The sequence below is a fragment of the Mycobacteroides sp. H003 genome, from assembly GCF_001440135.1.
Lineage (GTDB): Bacteria > Actinomycetota > Actinomycetes > Mycobacteriales > Mycobacteriaceae > Mycobacterium > Mycobacterium gwanakae.
On sequence record NZ_LJYL01000034.1, the window covers coordinates 1,317,836 to 1,338,640 of the forward strand.

Below are 20,805 nucleotides of genomic sequence, written 5' to 3' on the forward strand. Positions count from 1 at the left end.
CAACAGTTGCCGTGATGCGGCGCGCGTGGGTTGCGGCGGTGGTTGCATGTGCGGTCGGTGTCGGCGCAATCGCCGTGAATCACCTGCGAGGAGCGTTCGGCTCCGAACCCATATTCTCGGCCACCGGCAGCAGCGCACAGCCACTCGCGCCCTCGGCGATCAAACACGTGCGATACGAGATCTACGGCCCCACCGACACCACGGGTGCGGTGAGCTACCTCGACAAGAACGCGCAACCACAGTCCGCCGATTTCACCACTTTGCCCTGGACCTACACAATCGAAACCACCGTGCCCGCGGTTATTGCCAGTGTTGTGGCGCAAGGCAATAGCGCCGCGATTGGGTGCCGGATCACAGTGAACGGCCGAATCGAAGACGATCAGTCTGCTGACGGGCACCACGCCCAGATCTCCTGTCTGGTGAAAGCAGCATGAACCCTCCTGCTCAAGAACGTCCTGCCTTCATGCGATTTGTTCGCAGATTCGCCATCCCCATTGTGCTGGCCTGGCTACTACTGACCGTGGCGGTGAACCTGCTTGTGCCACCCATTGAATCGGTGGCAAGAGATCACGCGGTGACGATGTCGCCGCGTGACGCGCCGGCGATGATGGCGGCTAGGCACATCGGTGAGAAGTACCACGAATCTGACTCCGACAGCATGGCCATGATCGTGCTGGAAAGCGACAATCCGCTCGACGCATCGGCACACCACTACTACGACAACCTGGTACGCGCACTGCGGACAGACACTGGCCACGTTCAGCACGTTCAGGACGTGTGGGGCGACCCGTTGACAGCTTCCGGTGTTCAGAGCCGCGACGGTCACGCCGCGTATGTACAGCTCAATCTGGCTGGCGACCAGGGCAGCACGCTCGGCAACAAGTCGGTGACAGCGGTCCGCACAATCGTGGACAGCTCCCCGCCACCGCCGGGCCTCAAGGTTTACGTCACCGGCCCGGCGGCGCTGACCACCGACATGAATGAGGCCGCCGACAAAAGCATGCTGATCATGATGGGCGTGACCGGCGCAGTCATCATGATCATGCTCCTCATCACGTACCGCTCCGTCAGCACGATGCTGCTGGTTCTGGTCATGGTTGGCTTCGAGATGGGCACCGCCAGAGGTGTTGTCGCGATTCTCGGTAACTACGACCTCCTGGGATTCTCGACATTCGTGGTGGCCATGTTGTCCTCGTTGGCGATTGCCGCGGGAACCGACTACGCCATCTTTCTCATCGGCCGCTATCAGGAAGCGCGCCAAGCCGGCCAGGATCAAGAAACCGCGTACTACACCATGTTCCGGGGAACCGCCCACATCATCCTGGGATCTGGTCTGACCATCGCCGGTGCAACGCTGTGTCTGCATCTCGCGCGACTGTCGTACTTCAAGGCCCTCGGCATCCCCTCTGCACTGGGGCTGCTGGTGGTTGTCGCAGGCGCCCTCACCGCGGCGCCCGCCGTCGTCGTCCTCGCAACCAGGTTCGGGCTGCTGGAACCCAAACGAGCCGTGAAAGTTAGGCGGTGGCGGCGTATCGGCACCGCCACCGTGCGCTGGCCCGGCGCGGTGCTCGCCGCCTCACTGGGCATAGCGATCATCGGTATCGCGATCATGCCGACCATGAAGGTCAGCTACAACGACCGGTTCTACATACCGGCCGACCTGCCTTCGAACGTCGGCTACGCGGCCGCTGAACGCCATTTCACCGCCGCCACAATGAATCCCGATATTCTGATGATCGAGAGCGATCACGATATGCGCAACTCCGGCGACATGATCATTCTTGACAAGATCGCCAAAGACGTGTTCCGTTCACCCGGAATCGCCATGGTACAAAGCATCACCCGCCCCTTGGGGGGCCCGATTGAGCACACCTCCATCCCTTTCCAGATCAGCGCCCAGTCGATTCCGATCCAGCAGAATCTTCAGTTCATGAGGGACCGCGCAGCCGACATGCTCACCATGAGTGAGGATCTCGGCTCCATGATCGGCTCCATGGAGCGCATGCGATCCCTGCTGAGCCAGATGAGCGACACAACGCACCGCATGAGCGCGGACATGACAGATGCGACAGCAACACTCAACGAGATTCGGGACCATCTGGCCGACTTCGACGACGTGATACGACCGCTGCGCAACTATCTCTACTGGGATCAGCACTGTTTCGATATCCCTGCATGCTCTGCCATACGTTCGGTGTTCGACGCCATCGATGGCGTCGACACGTTCAGCGACACGATGCGCACACTGACCGCAGACGTCGGAAACGCCGACGCAATCATTCCGCACATGGCGGCCCAATTTCCCCCGATCATCGCCGTGGCCAAGTCCATGCGCGCGAGCCTGCTGACCATGCACAGCAGCTTCTCGAACCTGGTGACACAGATGGCGCAGATGACCGACACCGCCAGCGCGATGGGACAGGCCTTCGACGCCTCCCGGAGCGGCGATTATTTCTATCTTCCACCAGAAGCATTCCAGAATAAGGACTTTCAGCGCGGGCTGAAGCTGTTCCTGTCCCCCGACGGCACAGCCGCGCGCTTCATCATCACCCACGACAAGGACCCGGCCACCCCCGCAGGAATCTCCTCAGTCATCTCCGAGCTGGAGGCCGCCCATCAAGCTGTCAAGGGAACCTCCCTGACCGGCGCCGAGTTCTACCTCACCGGCACCGCCGCGATCTACCGCGACATCCAATCTGGCTCTCGCTATGACCTATTGATCGTCGGAATCGCCGCCGTGACACTGATTTTCGCCGTGATGATGATCATCACACGGGCACTGGTCGCCTCACTGGTCATCGTCGGCACCGTACTGCTGTCGCTCGGCGCCGCGTTCGGGCTGTCGGTGCTGGTGTGGCAGCACATTTTCGGCCTCGAGCTCAACTGGATCGCGCCAGTCTTCGGATTGATCATCCTGCTAGCTGTCGGCTCCGACTACAACCTACTGCTCGTATCCCGATTCCAGGAGGAGATCGGCGCGGGACTCAAGACTGGCATCATCCGTTCAATGGGAGAAACCGGCGGAGTCGTCACGTCCGCGGGGCTGGTGTTCGCATTCACCATGATGTCCATGGCTGCAAGCGATTTGAGCTCGATCGGCCAGGCCGGAAGCACGATCGGCCTAGGTCTGCTGTTCGACACACTCATCGTGCGCTCACTGATGACCCCGTCCATAGCCGGGTTACTCGGCCCATGGTTCTGGTGGCCGCTGAGAATACGCACCTACCCTATACCCAGGAGGGTATACTGCCAGTAGCTAGGCGCCCCCGAAAGGTAGAGACATGATCGACGATCAAGACAGCATCACCGCGATCCTCAGCAGACTGCGCCGGGCACAAGGTCAGCTCAACGGCGTCATCAACATGATCGAGAACGGACGCGACTGCAAAGACGTGGTGACTCAGCTGGCTGCCGTATCGCGCGCCCTCGACCGCGCAGGATTCAAGATCGTCGCCACCGGGCTGCGGGAATGCATCACCGCCGATCGCAACGGAGACACCGCGCCCATGACCGAGGCCGAACTCGAGAAACTGTTCCTAGCCTTGGCGTGAGCGCGGCGCCTCGCGCCTACCTTTCGCGGCTCAGATATCGCCCGAGAAATCTGCGGTGAACCAGCGGTCGGGACGGATGGTGAACAGTACGTTCTCGCTGCCGTCGTAGCTGCGTACAAACTCCCGGCCGCCCTCCTCACCGAGGTAGCGGATGGCGATTTCCTCGCGCGCCGCCACCGGGGCCGGCTCAGCAGCCTCCACGACAGTGCCCTCGACGACGACGTACTGATAGGGCAGCTCTTCCTGCTGAACCGTCAGCGTCACCGCCCCGGCCTCCTGGATAAGCCGTGCCTTGCGATTTCCCGCACTCGTGCTGATACGGATGTTTCCACCGGGGACGTAGTCGTACCAGATCGGCACACTGGCCGGCGGGCGCTCGTTGGCGGCAACCGACAGCACAGCGATGTGCTTGGCCGCAAGAAAATCCTGACGCTCTACTTCGCTGAACTGACGTGGCATGTTGCGTCAAACCCCCCGATCTGTCGGGCTTATTCCCGCACCTAGATTCATCTGGATTTGATCCCCCAAAGCACATTGGCGAGCAAGGCATCCACGAAGTCCGCCGTGAGCGGCTGATCCGGTACCAGCAGCCGGTGGTAGCAAGCGCCCCACAGTTGGTCCACGACGACTTCCGGGTCCGTGGTCGCATCAAGCTGGCCGCGTTCCTGCGCGCGGCGCAGCGCCGCTACCGCAAGTGCGCGCCGCGGACCCGAATATCGTTGCAGAAAGGCAGCTTTCAGGTCAGGATCGAGCTGCGCCTGACCTATAAGCTCCCCGATGATTCCGCCCCCGACCGTGTCACGGATGACGCCGAGGAACGCGCGCAGCTGCACGCGGAGATCGCGCTCGATCTCCCCGGTATCGGGGAACCCCAATTCCGGTTCAACCTTTCGGAAGTAGCCATCGAGCGCGAGGGCGCCCTTCGACGGCCACCACTTGTAGATCGTCATCTTGCTCGCACCCGAAAGAGCAGCGACCTTCTCGATGGTGAATCCGCTCATGCCATCGGCGAAGAGCAACTCACCCGCCGCCTGCAGCACTTCCTCGCGCACCTCGTCAGCCGGGCGACGCCCTCGTCGCGGCCGCCTCACCGCGTTCCGTTCCGCCTGGGCCACCATCGCCTCCGTCCCCTTGCCAACTATGTGTACGTACCGTACATTATCGATATGTACGATACGTACACATAATCGATCGGAGGTCGCACATGAAGATGACGGGCAATACGGTGTTCATCCCCGGAGCCACCAGTGGGATCGGCTTGGAACTGGCCCTGGCCTTGCAGGCCAAAGGCAATACCGTGGTCGTCGGCGGCCGCCGCACCGAGCTGCTTGAGCGAATCCGCGCCGAGCACCCCGGCATCTCGGCAGTGCAGATCGACATCTCCGATCCGGCGAGCATCCGCACCGCCGCCCAGCAGGTACTCACCGAGCATCCCGACGTGAACGTCCTCATCGCGATGGCGGGCATCATGCGCGTCGAGGACTGGCACCACCCTGAGTTTTTTCTTCAGTCGGCCGAGGAGATCATCACCACGAACCTGCTTGGCACGATTCGGTTGATCGCCAACTTCATCGAGCACCTACAGGCCCAACCGGAAGCCACCGTCATCACAGTGTCGTCCGGATTGGCCTTCGCACCCCTGAAGGTCACCCCCAGCTACAACGCATCCAAGGCTGCCATCCACATGCTCAGTGAGACGCTCCGGCTGCAGCTCGCGGATACCACCGTGTCGGTCAAGGAACTCCAGCCACCCGCGGTTCGCACAGATCTCATGCCGGGCCAGCAAGAGAGCGACTTCGCAATGCCCCTGAAGGACTTCGTCGACGAGGTGATCACCCTGCTGGAGACGCAGCCCGACGCCAACGAGATCCAGGTAGAGCGGGTGAAGTTCCTGCGCTACGGCGAGGCACGCGGTGACTATGACCACGTCGTCGCGACGCTCAACGCCTCCGATCCCCACGCTCGCCAATAGCGGGTGTCGCATACCTCACCTGGATACCTCGCTTCGCTCTTGCCAAGATTGAGTGGATGACTGACGAGGCGAGCACCGGCGCACCCGGCACCAAGATCGCGCTGGCGCTAGGCGCGGGCGGGGCCCGGGGTTACGCGCATATCGGTGTGATCCAGGAACTGCGCGAGCGTGGCTTCGAGATCTCCGGGATCTCGGGGTCATCGATGGGTGCGCTGGTCGGCGGCCTGGAAGCAGCCGGTGCGCTCGACGGATTCACCTCGTGGGCGACCTCGTTAACGCAGCGCGCGGTATTGCGGCTGTTGGATCCGACCTGGACCAGCCCCGGCTTCTTCCGTGCGGAGAAGATTCTGGACGTCGTGCGCGAACTACTCGGCGACGTCGCGATCGAAGACCTGCCGATCCCGTTCACCGCGGTCGCGACCGACTTGATCGCCGGTAAGTCGGTGTGGCTACAGCGCGGCTCATTGGCGTCGGCCATTCGCGCATCCATCGCGATTCCCGGAATGATCTCTCCACATGTACTCGACGGCAGAGTGCTGGCCGACGGCGGTGTTCTCGATCTGATGGCGGTGGCCCCGCTGGCCGGGGTGCACGCCGAGCTGCGAGTGGCGGTAAGCCTCAGCGGAGGCGAAGAAGTACGCGCCCCGGCGCCGCCGCTGGACCCCGAGCCCCGTGAGCCGCGCGTGACGACGGAGTGGTTGAACCGGCTGCTGCGCAGCACCTCGGCGCTGTTCGAAACCGATGGCACCGAGGCCGCTGGCCAACCGGATCCCGCCGCGAAACTGACGAGCTTCGAGGTGATGAACCGCACCATCGAGGTCATGCAGTCCTCACTTGCCCGCATGCAGCTCGCGGCACACCCGCCTGATGTTCTCATCGAGGTGCCGCGCAGTGTCAGTCGCAGTCTGGACTTTCATCGCGCCTCCGAGGTCATCGAGGTCGGGCGCCGTTGCGCCGCTGAGGCTCTCGATACATACGCGAACGCGAACTAGCCGTTGCCATCCCGTCCACCAGTCGAATGACCGATGGCCGACCATCGCGACCGCCGCTAGCATCCAATGAAGAGTGTCAACCGTCCCTGACCGTCCAGCACGCCTCATCCCCTTGGAGGGCACCATGGCCCGCACAGTCTCGCAACTCATCGTCGATACCGTGAAAGCCGCTGGTGTTCAACGCATTTATGGCCTTCCCGGCGACTCGTTGAATGGCTTCACCGAAGCTCTGCGCCGCGATGGCACCGTGGAGTGGGTTCACGTGCGCCACGAGGAGGCGGCCGCATTCGCCGCAGGAGCCGAGGCCGCACTGACCGGCACTCTTGCGGTGTGTGCCGCCAGCTGTGGTCCGGGCAATCTGCATCTCATCAACGGGCTTTTTGACGCACACCGCAGCCGCGTTCCCGTCCTGGCAATCGCATCGCACATTCCCAGCGCCGAAATCGGCAGCGGCTACTTCCAGGAAACGCATCCACAGAATCTGTTCGCCGAATGCAGTGTGTACAGCGAGCTGGTGAGCAGCGTTGAACAGCTCCCCTACGTCTTGGACACCGCCATCCGGGCCGCGCTGGATCAGCGGGGTGTTGCCGTCCTGACGATCCCCGGAGACATCCTCAGCGCCAAGACAGATGTAACACCACCCTCGGCGCCCATCGTCGCCGGCATCGGGACCCGTCTGCCGGACCCCGAGTCCCTAGAGCGAGCGGTGCGCGTACTGAACGGGTCCAGCGCGGTCACGATCCTCGCCGGAGCCGGTTGTGAGGGCGCCCATGCCGAGCTGCTGGCGGTAGCCCGCAGGCTGCAGGCCCCGATCGTGCACACGTTGCGCGGCAAGGAATTCGTCGAGTACGACAACCCATTCGATGTCGGCATGACGGGCCTGTTGGGATTCCGTTCCGGGTACGACGCACTCGAGGACACCGACGTGCTACTGATGCTCGGGACGGATTTCCCGTATCGACAGTTCTACCCACCGAAGGCGACCGTGATTCAGGTCGATATCCGCGGTGAACACATCGGCCGTCGTGTCCGGGTGGATGTCCCACTCATCGGTTCGGTGAAAGACACCTTGCAGCAACTTAATTCGACACTTGTTCCGCATTCCGACAGCAAGCATCTGGAGCGCGCGAAAGAGAACTACACGCGTACGCGTGCTCAACTCGACCGGCTGGCGGTGGACGATCGCAATCAGACGCCCGTGCGGCCGGAGCTGGTAGCGCGCAGGATCGACGAGCTGGCCGACGAAGACGCGGTATTCATCGCCGATGTCGGCACACCGGTCATCTGGGCCGCGCGCTACCTGTCCATGAATGGCAGACGACGCCTGCTCGGTTCGTTTAACCACGGCAGCATGGCCAATGCGGTACCCCAGGGAATCGGCGCCCAGGCGTCACACCGCGGCCGCCAAGTCGTCACGCTTTCCGGCGACGGCGGCCTCGCGATGATGCTGGGAGACCTCATCACACTGACCCAGTCTCAGCTGCCCATCAAGATGGTGGTGTTCAACAATGGCGCGCTCAGCTTCGTAGAGCTGGAAATGAAGGCCGCCGGAATCGTGAACTACGGCACGGCCCTGGACAACCCCGTCTTTGCCGACCTCGCAAGGGCACTCGGGATTCACGGTGTCCGTGTGGAGCGCCCGGACCAACTCGACGCCGCGTTGTCGGACGCCTTCAGTCACGACGGCCCGGCCCTCGTGGAAGTGCTCACCGCCCGCCAAGAGCTGTCGATTCCACCGACCATCACCGCCGCGCAGGTCGCAGGCTTCTCCCTGTGGGCAACGAGAACCCTGTTGTCGGGCCGCGGCGACGAGCTCATCGACCTGGCCAAGACGAACCTGGGCGCGCGTCTGCGCCGCCGGTAAGTCTCAGCCACTGCTGCCACGCGGTCGTGGCGCTACCATCGCAAACGCCATGACCGCTGCTCCTTCCCCTCCTACGTTCGTCGGGCGCGACGAACTGCGCGACGTAGTCAGGCGCGTCGCGACCACGACAGACAACGCGCCCAACGTGTTACTCCTGCTCGGAGAGGCCGGTATTGGTAAGTCAGCGCTGCTGCGGGATGCCACCTCAGCTGCCGCGAACGCCGGAGTCCGGGTGCTCTTCGCCGCCGGGAGCCAACCCGATCTGTTGCACGCCTACACGTCCCTGGCCGAACTCATCTGCCCTTTGAACAAGCACGTCAACGCGCTGCCCAGGCTGCTGCGTGACACCCTCAGTGACATCCTCGGGATCAACAACACACCCTCATCACCCAGTCCAGTCATCATCCGGCATGCGCTCCTTGCCTTACTGGAATTCGTAGCCCGTGAACGCCCGCTCCTTCTCGCACTCGACGACGTCGACCTACTCGACCGCGATTCACGTGAAGTACTGATCTCCGTGTCCCGCAGGCTCATCCACACTCCGGTGTCGGTGATCATGACGGGCAGACACCGAGATGGGCTGCCTGGCCTCGACTCGGTCATCACCGTTATCGACGTACCGGCACTGAGCGACCGCGAAGCGAGTGATCTCCTCGACACACAAATACCGCCCCCCGAGCGTGGCGTTCGCGGTGAAATCATCCGGTGGGCGGACGGAAATCCGTTGGCGCTGATCGAAGGGGCACGCTTCTACGGTCTTTCCGGCGCCACGGTGTTCCGCGGAAACAACATGGCCGGATACCGCGGTGCGCATTTCATCTTCTCCATAGAGCTGGCGGCACTTGATAAGATCACCCGAAAACTGTTGTTGTACAGCGCATCCGGTTCGGGATACGAAACCGTGGACATCATCACCGATGTGGCCGGCCACGGTACCGACCTATCCGTCTGGAACGACGCCGAGAACGCTGGGCTACTGAGTATCACCCCGGATAGGTTGATCAAGTTCTGCCATCCACTGCTTCGGGCTCTCGCCTATATCGATTCAACCCTGACCGAACAACGGGACGCCCATCTCGCCTTCGGACGATCTCCACTACTCGACAATGCCTGCCGCGCCTGGCATCTGGCTGAAGCAGCGCGCGGGCCAGATGAGGCCATCGCATCAGCACTGGAACAGTCCGCGCAACTGGCCCAGGAGCGCGGCGGCTACCTGGAGGTCACACGTGCGCTGCAGCGTGCCGCAGAGTTGAGTCCACATGATGACGACGGTGCGCGCCGCTACGCCCGGGCCGCGGCGGCCGCGAACTTCGGTGGCGACACCGCCTGGGCACTCACACTCTGCGACAAGGCTTCTCAGTTAACCAATCAACCCGATATTCTCGGTTACGCCTCCCTCACCCGAGCTTCCATCAGGCTGCAATCAGCACAGGCGACCGAGGCCTTCGAACTGGTTCGCCGCTGTATGGAGGGAGCAACGCCCCCGGAGGGCCGACTGGCCCTCACGCTGGCTCACCTGGGCGCCTCGGCCTCCTACTATTCCGGGGATATCGGACATCGCGAAGCGCTCCAGAAGTGGCTTCCCCGCCTTCCCTTCGATGACACCGAACAGGAGGAGACGTCGGCCGAATTCTTCACATTCCCGGAGGGTGCTGCCGCCCTGCAGCGCACCTACATCGGCATGTACGCAGACACCGCCTCAGCAGGGCACGCCAGGCCGACATCCTTCGACCGGTGCTGGCTGACACCGCAGGCGCCGATCCTGGAACCCTTTCGGCATCTCGTCGTGGGCCTCATGGCAGCCTCCACCGACGACTCCGACCTTGCTGTTCGCCATCTCTCGGAGGCGGTTGAATCCCTCAAAGGCAGTGGCGGCATGCGGGGCTTCACCTATGCACTGGCACCCCTCGCCTGGGCACTGCTGGACACGGGCCGCTGGAATCAACTCGGGGAACTCCTTGCCGCCACCGCGGACCTGTACGAGCTCGACGATCTCGCACTGCTGCACAGCGAAACCGCCGTGTGTCGTGCGCAGCTACTCGCATATCGCGGTGACGTCACCGCCGCGACAGCGGCGTTGCGCAGTATCGACACCTCCTCGTTGGATACGACGTCAGGAGCGACACGCACCGCGCTCACGCGCGCATGGGGGTGGACCGCGATCCTCCACAACGACTTCGACGGCGCGTATCAATACTTCCGCGCGCAGTTTCATTCCGACGGGACGCCCACGCACTTCGTCGTATCGCACCGCGGGGTAGCCGAACTGGCCTGGGCGGCTGCGCGCAGCGGCCGCGCCGAGGAGGTTCGGCCGTTGATCGAAGCCATCGGAAGGCAACTGGACCCCGCGTCACCCACACGAATCCGGCTGCTGCATCACCAGGCAATGGCGCTGGTGTCCTCAACCGCGAACGCGGAGGACTACTTTCGGCTCGCGGTAGACGATTCCAGCGGAGATCAGTGGCCACTTGAAGGCGCTCGCGCCCGGCTGCACTACGGAGAGTGGTTGCGCCGAGCCCGTCGTCCCGCTGAGGCGCGTCCCCTCCTATCGACGGCCCTGGCGGTTTTCGAGCGCCAGGGTGCCGAGGCGCTGGCGGCACTCGCCCGTGCCGAATTGCGTGCCGCGGGCGTCGTCTCGAAATCTGCCCGCACCACCGCAGGCTTCGAATCGCTGACCGCGCAAGAACAGCAGATTGTCAGGCTCGTGGCGTCTGGCATGACCAACCGCCAGATCGGCGATCAGCTCAACCTCTCACCGCGCACCATCGCATCTCACCTGTATCACGTCTACCCCAAGCTGGGGATCAGCCGACGGCACGAGCTGCGTGACCTGATCACGTAGCTGGGCCCGCGCGCCGCACCAGTCATATGACTGATGCGCCCATGTCCACGGTGACGCATAGTGCACCCATGACTACCCTGCCCACGGCGGCACTGCAGGTGGCAGAGTTGTCGGCGCTCCCCGAGGGGGCGCCCCATGCCACCCGAGTGAGCGGCGTGGACATCGTTCTGATTCGCCAGGACGAGGATGTTTCGGCGCTGTACGGCCGCTGCGCACACCGCGGTGCCCTAATGGCCGACGGCCACCTCGAAGGTGACCTCCTGGTCTGCGGGGTTCACGGCTGGCGTTACGAAGTGGACAGCGGTATCTCACCGGTCAATCCTTCGGTGGCACTGACGAAATTTCCCGCCTGGGTCTCCAACGGCACTGTCTACGTGGATGAATCGGCTGTCTCGGCATTCGCGAAGGTATATCCGGTGTCGTACGAGGACGACGGCTATCAGGGCGCGTGGATCAAACCTTCTGATACCGCGGAGGAGCCCTTCGTCACCCAGATCCACGAGCTCGCCGCCCACGGGCTCGACAGGGTCGGGCATCACGGGACGATGGCGGCGATGGGGGTTCCGCGCGACAAGCTGCCCTCGTGGGATTCGATTCAGCTGGTGACCGGCCAGCTGGCTCGTCTGCCCCTGCTGGACGACGAACCCGTCGACACCCGCACGGTGATCGGTCCGGGCGCCCGGCGCCCGCTGTCCCTCGACATCCCCTTGTTTGTCAGTGATATGAGCTTCGGGGCACTCTCGCAAGAGGCCAAGATCGCGTTGGCCGCAGGCGCCGATCTCGCCGGAACGGGAATCTGTTCGGGTGAAGGAGGCATGCTCCCCGAAGAACAGCAACACAATTCGCGATACTTCTACGAGCTGGCCTCCGCCAGATTCGGATGGAGCTTCGAGCACGTCAAGAAGGTGCAGGCTTTTCATTTCAAGGGCGGCCAGGGTGCCAAGACCGGTACCGGCGGGCATCTGCCCGGCAACAAGGTCGTCGGGAAGATCGCCGAGGTCCGTGGTCTCGCACCGGGCACTCCCGCGATCTCACCGTCTCGCTTTCCCGATTGGACATCCCTGGACCAGTTCCGTGACTGCGCGAACGAGGTGCGCGAGTTGTCGGGGGGAATCCCGGTCGGCTACAAGATGAGCGCACAGCACATCGAGCGCGATATCGACGCGGCGCTCACCATCGGCGTCGACTACATCATTCTCGACGGTCGCGGGGGTGGCACCGGCGCTGCACCAATTCTCTTTCGCGACAACATCTCCGTACCGACCATTCCGGCTCTGGCTCGCGCGCGTCGACATCTCGATCGCTCCGGTGCACGGGAGGTGACTTTGGCGGTGACCGGCGGCATCCGCACCCCGGCCGATATGGTCAAGGCGCTGGCGCTGGGCGCCGACGCCATTGGTTTGTCCAACGCCGCACTGCAAGCCATCGGCTGTGTCGGCATGCGCGCCTGCAACACCAACACCTGCCCTGTCGGCATTGCCACCCATAATCCAGCGCTGCGTGATCGTCTGCCCATCGATCTTGCGGCCGCGCGATTGCAGCGATTCCTGCAGTCCACCGTCGAGCTGATGACGATACTGGCCAGGGCGTGCGGGCATCGCCGTCTCGCCGACCTGGAGCTCGACGATCTCGTCACATTCGACCGCGACTTCGCATACCTCAGCGCAGTCCCCTACGCAGGAGCGATACCACTGTGAGCGAACAGGAACTGGTCTGGCACAAGGCGGCTGATCAGGATGCGCTGGATGAGGGTGAGGTGACGGTCTGCCCGGTGGGCATGAAGTCCGTGGCCTTGACCAAACTGCACGGCCGTTTCGGTGCCATCGACAACCGGTGCCCCCACCAGGGCGGTCCGCTAGGCCAAGGCACCTTGGAGAACGACAAGATTCGTTGTCCCTGGCATGGATTCGACTTCGACCCATTCACCGGCGAGGCAGCCGGTGGACCCGACTTCGATGTGCAGACCTATCCCGTGGACGTGCGCGAGGACGGCGTGTACGTGGGCACTCCGCCGCCGGCCCCTCATGTCCGCACGGTCAGCGACGTGCTGATTGAGACCATGACCAACTGGGGTGTCGACACCGTCTTCGGTATGGTCGGGCACTCGAATCTCGGTGTCGCCGAGGCGATGCACCGCGCCGAAGGCGACGGCAAATTGCGGTACTTCGGCATCAGGCACGAGGGCGCGGCGGCCTTCGCCGCCTCGGCATACGGGAAGCTGACCGGACGCCCCGCCGCGTGTTTCGGTATCGCCGGCCCGGGTTCGACGAATCTGTTGACGGGGCTGTACGACGCGAAGGCCGATCGCGCACCGGTGCTGGCCATCTCGGGCAACGTGGATTCATCGGTGGCCGGTAAGGGCGCCTTCCAGGACATCGATTTGCTGGCGGCCTTCGCCGACGTGTCCGTGTATTCGGCGATGGTGCGGGCAGGCTCGGACCACGCCGAACTGATGACGATGGCGCTCAAGCACGCCATCCTGGAGCGCGGTGTCGGCCATCTCGTGCTCCCCGACGAGGTCCAGGTACTCCCCGCGCCCGACGAACCGGCCACCGGGCCGCGGGGCCGCATGCCGGATCTGCGGGTGGGCCCACCTGCGGCGGCGCTCGACACGGCGCTGCGCCTCATCGAATCGGCCATGCGCCCAGTGATCGTGGTGGGCGCCGGTGCGAAATTCGACATGGCAGCCATCACCGCGCTGGCCGAGCGGCTGAACGCCCCGATCCTCACCACCTTCAAGGCCAAGGGCCAGATCTCCGACCGTCATCCGCTCGCCGGCGGGGTGCTGGGCCGCTCGGGTACACCGGTTGCGTCTTGGATGATGAACAAGACCGATCTGCTCTTGGTATTCGGCGCGTCGTTCTCGAATCACACGGGTATCTCGCCCTACAAGCCGACCATTCAGGTCGACACCGACCCACTGGCGCTCGGCCGCTTTCGACCGGTCACGGCACCCGTGCTCGGTGACGTTGGTGTGACGGCCGCCGCCATGTCCGATGGGCTCCGGACAAACCCGGCGCTAGTCGACCAACGTCCCGAGCTCGCGGAGCGCTGGTCGGTATGGCGCACCGAAAGGACGCGCCGGGCCGCCGCCCCCGCACATGGACGAGTGTCTGCTGCTGCCGTCTTCCATGCGCTCAACGGTTTGGTGCCCGAAAATGCAGTGCTGACAGTCGATGTGGGCAATCATGCGTACTCGTTCGGCCGCTATTTCGAGCCCACCGCACAGGCGGTGCTCATGTCGGGATATCTCGGCTCCATCGGCTTCGGTTTTCCCGCCGCCATGGGCGCCTGGGCAGCGGCCCCGGATCGGCCCATCGTCGCGGTGACCGGTGACGGCGGTTTCGGCCAGTACCTCGCCGACTTCACCACTGCCGTGAAGTACGACATGAATATCACCCATATCCTGCTCAACAACGGCGAGCTGGCCAAGATCAGCGAGGAACAACGCAGCTCCGAATACGCCGTGTGGCAGACGTCGCTACACAATCCGTCGTTCGCGGAGTTCGCCCGCGACTGTGGAGCGTATGGCAGGCGCGTGAGCGATGCGTCCGAGCTGAATTCGGCGATCGCCGAGGCACTCAGCCATCCTGGGCCTGCCCTGGTTGAGATCCTGACGGACCCACGGTCGCACTAGAGGAGCCCCTGGGTTATCCACAATCCGTAGTTTGTCCACAACCAGGGCACAGCACGCGGTGCGGCTCAACAGATTCCCCTAGAATCGAAAGTGTGTTCGACTCATTGGGAGACGCCGATCTGATCGATGTGATCACCTCGGCACAGCGTGCCGAGACGCAGGCATGTGCCCGGCGGTTACATGCCATCGGCGTGCTCGTCGACCGGCACGCTGACCTCAACAAGGCTGATGTGCGTGACCATCACCCCCTGGATCGCTGGGATAGAATTGCCGCCGAAATTGCGGCGGCTCAGGGCATCACCCAGGCATTGGCCTCCAGCCAGATGCGGTACGCCCAGGTTCTGCGGCACCGCCTCACAGCAGTCGCTGAACGCTTCGCCGCCGGTGATCTTGACTTCAGGACCGTCGCACTGATCATCAACCGGACCGAGCTCGTCGACAACGACGCCACGGTGACGCAGGTGGATACCGCGATTGTGCGCGCCCTGCCCCGCTGGGCGCGCTGGTCCCACAAACGCATCAGTGCGGCACTCGATGCGTTGGTGCTTCACTTTGATCAGGACGCCGTGCGGCGCAACAGATCTGCCAAGGAGGGACGGCATATCGAAATCCGCCCAGCCGACACCGGGGAACCCGTCGCCGAGATCTGGGGCACCCTGCAGGCCACCCACGCCGTCGCGCTGGACAAACGACTCGATCTTCTGGCCGACACCGTGTGCCCAGCAGATCCACGCACGAAAGCCCAACGCCGTGCCGATGCGGTCGGTGCGCTGACGCGGGGTCTTGATCAGATGCGTTGTACCTGTGGACGTCCGGCCTGTGCTGGACGCGATATCGCCGATTTCGCGGTCGTCGTCAACGTGGTCGTCAACCAATCCACCCTCGACGGTCTAGACGATGTACCCGCCCATGTCCCAGGCTTCGGGATGCTTGCCGCCGAGCAGGCGCGCACCGTGGCCTCCGGCGCCCGCACTCGGACGCTTGGCGATTCCCACAGCACCAGATACCGCCCATCCGAAGGGCTTGTGGCTTTCGTGCGATCCCGCGACCAGCTCTGCCGATTCCCCGGCTGCGAGTGCGCCGCCGACCGGACGGACACCGACCACACCGTGCCGTGGGCCACCGGTGGTCCCACCACCGGCACCAATCTGAAAGCGTTGTGCCGCAAACACCATCTCCTCAAGACCTTCGGCGGCTGGGCCGAGATCCAGGACCCCGACGGCACTGTGCACTGGAAGGCCCCGACGGGGCACATCTATGTCACCACTCCTGCCAGCCGCTTCCTCTTCCCCGCCCTTACCCGCCTGCGCACCCGAAAACAGGAACGCGACCGTCGGCGCCAGGTGGAGCGCAACCTCAACCGCCAGGAACGATTACAACGCGAGGCAGCACTGGCCGCGCTCACCGCTCAGGATCCGCCACCCTTCTAGAACGCTTTACCTATTCCGGCCAGCTATTGGCCCGGATCAGCTCCACCAGATCCGCCCGCACGAAGGACGGATCGAAATACGCAAGCACATCGGCATTCATGTTGCCGAACGTACTGTCCGGCCGGTGCCGATTGCCCTCGAAGAAGGCGTTCAGAATCCTGTTCTTGAAGTCGGGCCGCGGATGCGCGGCGGTTACCGCATCTAAATCTTTGGCAGACAGCGCATCCCGCGCGATGCCGACCACGTCGGTTTCAACCCCGGCCGTAACGAGGGCCACCTCCGGGCTCAAGAACTCGGTAATCCCGGGCGTGGTGTGCAGCGCGATCGCCAGCCACACGTTCTGTGCCTCCTGGGCACCCACCCCTCGTTCGGTCAGGAAGTCGCGGGCCGCGTTCGCGCCGTCCACCTCGAAGCGCAGCTGCGAGTCCCGGAACCTCTCGGTAAGGCCGATGTCATGGAACATCGCGCCGGCGTACAGCATCTCCGGATCAGGTTTCACACCGCGACGCTGCCCCTGCAACGCACCCAGCAGATACACCCGACGGGAGTGGTGAAACAGCAGGTCGTCCTCCGTGTCGCGGATGTACTCGGTGATCTCGCGAACCAGCGGGGTATCCGGGATCTCGACTCCGGCAATCTCGGTCATGGCATCTCCTCATGTCTGGCGGAACTAGTCCGGATGTCTGGCGGAACTAGTCCGGCCGAACTCGGTCACCTACGAGTTTCTGGCGCAGACACTCGACAGTGGGAGATGCACAGCCGCCGTCGATCCCACAGATACAGACATCTGCGCAGCCGCGCATCTGCGATCCTGTGGTCATGTCCGATGAGCGGCTCATCACCATCGTCGTGTTCGACGGCATGAAGCTGCTGGACCTGGCCGGTCCCGCCGAGGTGTTCGCCGAGGCCAACCGATTCGGCGCGAACTACCGGCTGGTGGTGGCCTCGGTCGACGGGCAGGACGTGGCGACATCCATCGGGTCAGCGTTCTCGGTGACCGCGACAATCGACTCCATCGAGTCCACGGACACCGTATTGGTAGCGGGCGGGGATGTGCTGGTCGGGCGCCCAGTGGATCCCGCACTCGTGGACGCCCTGGCCCGAATATCCGCGCGGTGCCGGCGTATCGCGTCCATCTGTACGGGCGCCTTCCTGCTCGCACAGGCCGGTGTCCTCGACCATCGTCGCGCCACCACGCATTGGCGTCATACCGGGTTGCTGCAGCGGGCGTTTCCGAACATCACCGTCGAGCCCGACGCGATCTTCGTCAGGGATGCACATGTTTACACCTCGGCCGGGGTGTCCGCGGGTATCGATCTGGCGCTGGCGCTCGTCGAGGACGACTACGGATCAGACATCGTGCGTGAGGTGGCGCGGTCACTGGTCGTCTATCTCAAACGCGCGGGCGGACAGTCCCAGTTCTCGGTCTTCGTGGAGTCGGCGCCGCCTGCGGGCTCGGCGCTGCGTCCGGTAACCGACGCTATCGCCGCCGACCCTGCCGGCGATCACAGTGTCAACAAGTTGGCCGCGCGGGCGGCGCTGAGCGCCCGCCAGCTCACCCGGCTCTTCCACACCGAATTAAGCACTACGCCAGCGCGATACGTGGAACTCGCCCGAATCGATGCGGCCCGCAGCGCCTTGGATGCAGGCAGCACCGTCGCCGAAGCCGCACGAATCGCTGGGTTCGGCAGCCCGGAGACGCTGCGGCGGGTATTCGTCAGCGAGCTGGGAGTCTCACCGAAGGCCTACCGCGACCGGTTCCGAACCGCCGCACGCTAATGCCCGCGCGCCACCCAATCGTCGTAGTGCACGATCTCGTCACCGATGGTGGTCGTATCGCCATGACCGGTGTAGACCACCGTATCGGCGGGAAGTGGACCAAGACGCCCAGAAATGGACCGCAAGATCGTCGGGAAATCGGAGAACGACCGCCCGGTGGCGCCCGGCCCGCCCTGGAACAGGGTGTCGCCCGAGAACACGGCCCGCAGCTCGGGTGCATACCAACATACCGAGCCCGGCGAATGACCCGGCGTATGCAGGGCGTGCAGTTCCAGTCCACCGACGGCAAGCACCATGTCGTCCTCTACCGCACGGAAATCCCTGTCCGGATGAGTCATTCGCCACAGCACGTCGTCAGCCGGATGTAAAAGCACCGGCGCGTCCAGCGTGTGACTCAACTCAGGAGCGACGGTGATGTGGTCGTTGTGGCCATGGGTACACACCACCGCCACAACATTGCGCCCGGCGACCGCCTCGACGATCGGCTCCGCCGAATGGGCGGCGTCGAAGACCACCACATCGTCGCCCTCGCCAACGATCCAGATGTTGTTGTCGACTTCCCAACTGCCACCATCGAGTTCGAAGGTTCCGCGGGTCACGACCCGCTCAATGCCACTCATCCGTCGACCTTTCGCATGGTTTCAGTATTGCGGATCGCCCCAGCACCGATCGATCGCACGCCATGGATCAGCGAAATGCCCACCCATCCCGCGGTACGGCGACTGGGATTTGAGCGCGGCCCACACTATGGGCGCTACCAATCGCAAAGGTGCGCGCCGCCACCCCACCGCGGCACTCGTCTGAGCATGCATCACGGGTAGCGAATGTCGCTGGAAGTCAAGGACTTGTTGAGAACGTTCGGTATCCATCCAATCGGTGACGAACCAGCTCCGATCATCGCCGGGATCGCCCGGGCGTCCCGCCGGAACGCCGCCGACAAGCCCCATCGCGGCCGCCGTTTCGGATGCAACGGCCGACTGCGTGGTGCGATGAGAGCTGTCGCCGCCGATCAGGAAGACCTCGCGTACCTGGCTCGTCGATACCGCGGCGCAAAAGGCCTGTGCAACATCGCGCACATCGACGGTCTGGATCCGGCCGTCCGACGGAAGCACCGCTTCAAACCGCAGCAAGTTAGGATCAATGCTCCACCGAGGCGCCGACGTCAAGACTCCGCCGAGCCGTAGCACAACCCATTCAAGTGCCGACGAAGTCACCAGCTTCTCGGCGGCAACCTTGTTGGCGCCGTAGAGATCACTCGGGTTGACCGGCGTCTGAGCGGTGAGCAGCCCCCTGTCACGATGCGGGTTTCGGGTGCCGTATACCGCGACGCTGGAGGCCAGAATGAAGCGCGGTGCCGATGCGAGCCCCGCGGCGGCGGCCACCAGATGCCCCGTCGCCTCGACGTTGACTGCCTGCGCCAACGCCCGATTCGCGTAACAGAACGGCGGAATCAGAGCCGCGAGGTGAACAACCGCCGCGGGCGCTACGGATTCGATCAATGCCGTGACCTCGGCGACGGATGTCAGGTCAGCCCAGTGCACCTGCACTCCGGATGGCAGACGCTCCGCGCTCCGCAGGTTCGCCGGTGTGCGCAGATCAGTGGCGGCCACGGCGTAACCCCGTGCCGCGAGGACATCCACAACAGCGGACCCCACCAGGCCGAACGCGCCGGTCACCAGAACACGATCACCGGTCACGCCAACCTCCAAATAGACAAGTGTCCAGCCCCTAAATGCTTGTGGCCGAGGCCATATATGCGACCTACCGCACCCACTATTGCCGAAAACCAGACACCTGTCCAGAATGGCCATGCGACGGCCCGGCGCTCCGGCGGATCGTTAGTGTTGGACCATGACAACAGCGTTTGTGTTGTCCGGTGGCGCCAGCCTCGGGTCGATACAAGTCGGCATGCTGCAGGCGCTGACGGAGGCGGGTGTCACTCCTGACCTGATCGTCGGCACGTCCGTGGGCGCCCTGAACGGCGGCTGGCTGGCCGCTCGCTCCGAGATGGCCGGCGTGAACGCACTCGCCGATCTGTGGCGTTCACTCTCACGCGGTGACGTCTTTCCCACCAACCTGTACACGGGGTTCCTGGGGTTTGTCGGTCGCCGGCGCAGCCTGGTTTCGGATTCGGGCCTGCGCCGGTTATTGCGAGAAAACCTGGAGTTTCACCGGCTCGAGGACGCGCCCATTCCCTTGCACGTAGTCGCGACGGACGTGCTCACCGGCAAAGACATTCTGCTGTCGCGCGGGAATCCGATCGACGCGATTGCCGCCAGTGCCGCTATCCCCGCCGTGCTGCCGCCGGTGACTATCGACGGGCGGGACTACATCGACGGCGGCGTCGTGAACAACACCCCTCTCTCCCACGCTGTTTCGCTAAGCGCCGACGAGATCTGGGTGCTACCCACCGGATACTCATGCGCTCTTCGCGAAGCTCCGAAAGGCGCGCTGGCCATGGCATTGCACGCCACCACGCTGGCCATCAACCAACGCCTGGCCGTGGACGTGGCCCGATTCGAGGGAACCGTCGACCTGCGGGTGGTTCCGCCGCTGTGTCCCGTCCGTATCTCACCGATTGACTTCTCGCATTCCGGTGAGCTCATCGACCGTGCACGCGCGCAGACCCTCCGATGGCTACTCATGCCGAGATTCAAGATCAATCAGGCGGATCTGCTGGAACATCAGCACGACTGAGCACGCCGAGCTGCAACTGGCCCGCGCGGCACTCAACGCGG

The 20,805-nt window shown here is 63.8% G+C and carries 17 protein-coding genes; 12 read left to right on the forward strand and 5 right to left on the reverse strand.

Annotation, left to right across the window (positions count from 1 at the left end; all coding sequences use genetic code 11):
• Positions 1-14: 14 nt before the first annotated feature.
• From AOT87_RS26325 to AOT87_RS26335, 3 genes are read left to right on the forward strand one after another with little or no spacing between them, the layout of a single operon-like run.
• The gene (locus AOT87_RS26325; RefSeq protein WP_057964651.1) at positions 15-434 is read left to right on the forward strand and encodes an MmpS family transport accessory protein; all 420 of its coding nucleotides are present in this window, start codon (positions 15-17) and stop codon (positions 432-434) included.
• Between the two features lie 29 nt (positions 435-463).
• The gene (locus tag AOT87_RS26330; protein WP_198528408.1) at positions 464-3,256 is read left to right on the forward strand and encodes an MMPL family transporter; all 2,793 of its coding nucleotides are present in this window, start codon (positions 464-466) and stop codon (positions 3,254-3,256) included.
• Between the two features lie 25 nt (positions 3,257-3,281).
• Positions 3,282-3,551, forward strand: coding sequence for a metal-sensitive transcriptional regulator (locus tag AOT87_RS26335; protein ID WP_030097577.1), 270 nt, complete (start codon positions 3,282-3,284; stop codon positions 3,549-3,551).
• A 30-nt stretch (positions 3,552-3,581) separates the two neighbouring features.
• Here the strand turns inward: AOT87_RS26335 and AOT87_RS26340 are convergent, their stop codons facing one another.
• A complete protein-coding gene (locus tag AOT87_RS26340; protein WP_057967607.1) occupies positions 3,582-4,010 on the reverse strand; it encodes a pyridoxamine 5'-phosphate oxidase family protein in 429 nt (142 codons plus the stop codon).
• A gap of 47 nt (positions 4,011-4,057) precedes the next feature.
• Positions 4,058-4,603, reverse strand: coding sequence for a TetR/AcrR family transcriptional regulator (locus AOT87_RS26345; RefSeq protein WP_234795832.1), 546 nt, complete (start codon positions 4,601-4,603; stop codon positions 4,058-4,060).
• A 152-nt stretch (positions 4,604-4,755) separates the two neighbouring features.
• Between AOT87_RS26345 and AOT87_RS26350 the strand changes: the two genes are divergently transcribed.
• From AOT87_RS26350 to AOT87_RS26380, 7 genes are all read left to right on the forward strand, one after another.
• Positions 4,756-5,523 carry an SDR family NAD(P)-dependent oxidoreductase gene (locus AOT87_RS26350; protein WP_057967609.1) on the forward strand — a complete coding sequence of 256 codons (768 nt, stop codon included), beginning with the start codon at positions 4,756-4,758 and terminating at the stop codon, positions 5,521-5,523.
• Between the two features lie 56 nt (positions 5,524-5,579).
• Positions 5,580-6,515: a patatin-like phospholipase family protein gene (locus AOT87_RS26355; RefSeq protein ID WP_057967610.1), complete on the forward strand. Its 936-nt coding sequence runs from the start codon at positions 5,580-5,582 to the stop codon at positions 6,513-6,515.
• 124 nt (positions 6,516-6,639) lie between these two features.
• A complete protein-coding gene (gene poxB, locus AOT87_RS26360) occupies positions 6,640-8,379 on the forward strand; it encodes a ubiquinone-dependent pyruvate dehydrogenase (protein WP_057967611.1) in 1,740 nt (579 codons plus the stop codon).
• 49 nt (positions 8,380-8,428) lie between these two features.
• Positions 8,429-11,221 (forward strand): AAA family ATPase, encoded by a 2,793-nt coding sequence (locus AOT87_RS26365; protein ID WP_057967612.1) that lies wholly within the window; start codon positions 8,429-8,431, stop codon positions 11,219-11,221.
• 68 nt (positions 11,222-11,289) lie between these two features.
• Positions 11,290-12,918 (forward strand): glutamate synthase-related protein, encoded by a 1,629-nt coding sequence (locus tag AOT87_RS26370; protein ID WP_057967613.1) that lies wholly within the window; start codon positions 11,290-11,292, stop codon positions 12,916-12,918.
• Positions 12,915-14,858 (forward strand): thiamine pyrophosphate-dependent enzyme, encoded by a 1,944-nt coding sequence (locus AOT87_RS26375; RefSeq protein ID WP_057967614.1) that lies wholly within the window; start codon positions 12,915-12,917, stop codon positions 14,856-14,858. Before AOT87_RS26370 ends, AOT87_RS26375 begins: the two co-directional genes overlap by 4 nt.
• Before the next feature lie 92 nt (positions 14,859-14,950).
• On the forward strand, positions 14,951-16,288 hold the full coding sequence (locus AOT87_RS26380; protein WP_057967615.1) for an HNH endonuclease signature motif containing protein: 1,338 nt from the start codon (positions 14,951-14,953) through the stop codon (positions 16,286-16,288).
• A gap of 10 nt (positions 16,289-16,298) precedes the next feature.
• Here the strand turns inward: AOT87_RS26380 and AOT87_RS26385 are convergent, their stop codons facing one another.
• Positions 16,299-16,934, reverse strand: coding sequence for an HD domain-containing protein (locus AOT87_RS26385; RefSeq protein ID WP_057967616.1), 636 nt, complete (start codon positions 16,932-16,934; stop codon positions 16,299-16,301).
• A gap of 173 nt (positions 16,935-17,107) precedes the next feature.
• Between AOT87_RS26385 and AOT87_RS26390 the strand changes: the two genes are divergently transcribed.
• Positions 17,108-18,067 carry an AraC family transcriptional regulator gene (locus AOT87_RS26390; protein ID WP_057967639.1) on the forward strand — a complete coding sequence of 320 codons (960 nt, stop codon included), beginning with the start codon at positions 17,108-17,110 and terminating at the stop codon, positions 18,065-18,067.
• On the opposite strand, the gene AOT87_RS26395 is transcribed toward AOT87_RS26390, so the two are convergent.
• The gene (locus tag AOT87_RS26395) at positions 18,064-18,687 is read right to left on the reverse strand and encodes an MBL fold metallo-hydrolase (RefSeq protein WP_057967617.1); all 624 of its coding nucleotides are present in this window, start codon (positions 18,685-18,687) and stop codon (positions 18,064-18,066) included. The two genes, AOT87_RS26390 and AOT87_RS26395, sit on opposite strands and share 4 nt — an antisense overlap.
• Positions 18,688-18,708: 21 nt before the next feature.
• A complete protein-coding gene (locus AOT87_RS26400; protein ID WP_057964605.1) occupies positions 18,709-19,764 on the reverse strand; it encodes an NAD(P)-dependent oxidoreductase in 1,056 nt (351 codons plus the stop codon).
• Positions 19,765-19,918: 154 nt separating this feature from the next.
• On the opposite strand from AOT87_RS26400, the gene AOT87_RS26405 reads away from it, so the two are divergent.
• Entirely contained in the window at positions 19,919-20,764 is an 846-nt protein-coding gene (locus AOT87_RS26405) for a patatin-like phospholipase family protein (protein WP_057967618.1), read from the forward strand.
• The last annotated feature ends 41 nt before the right edge of the window (positions 20,765-20,805 follow it).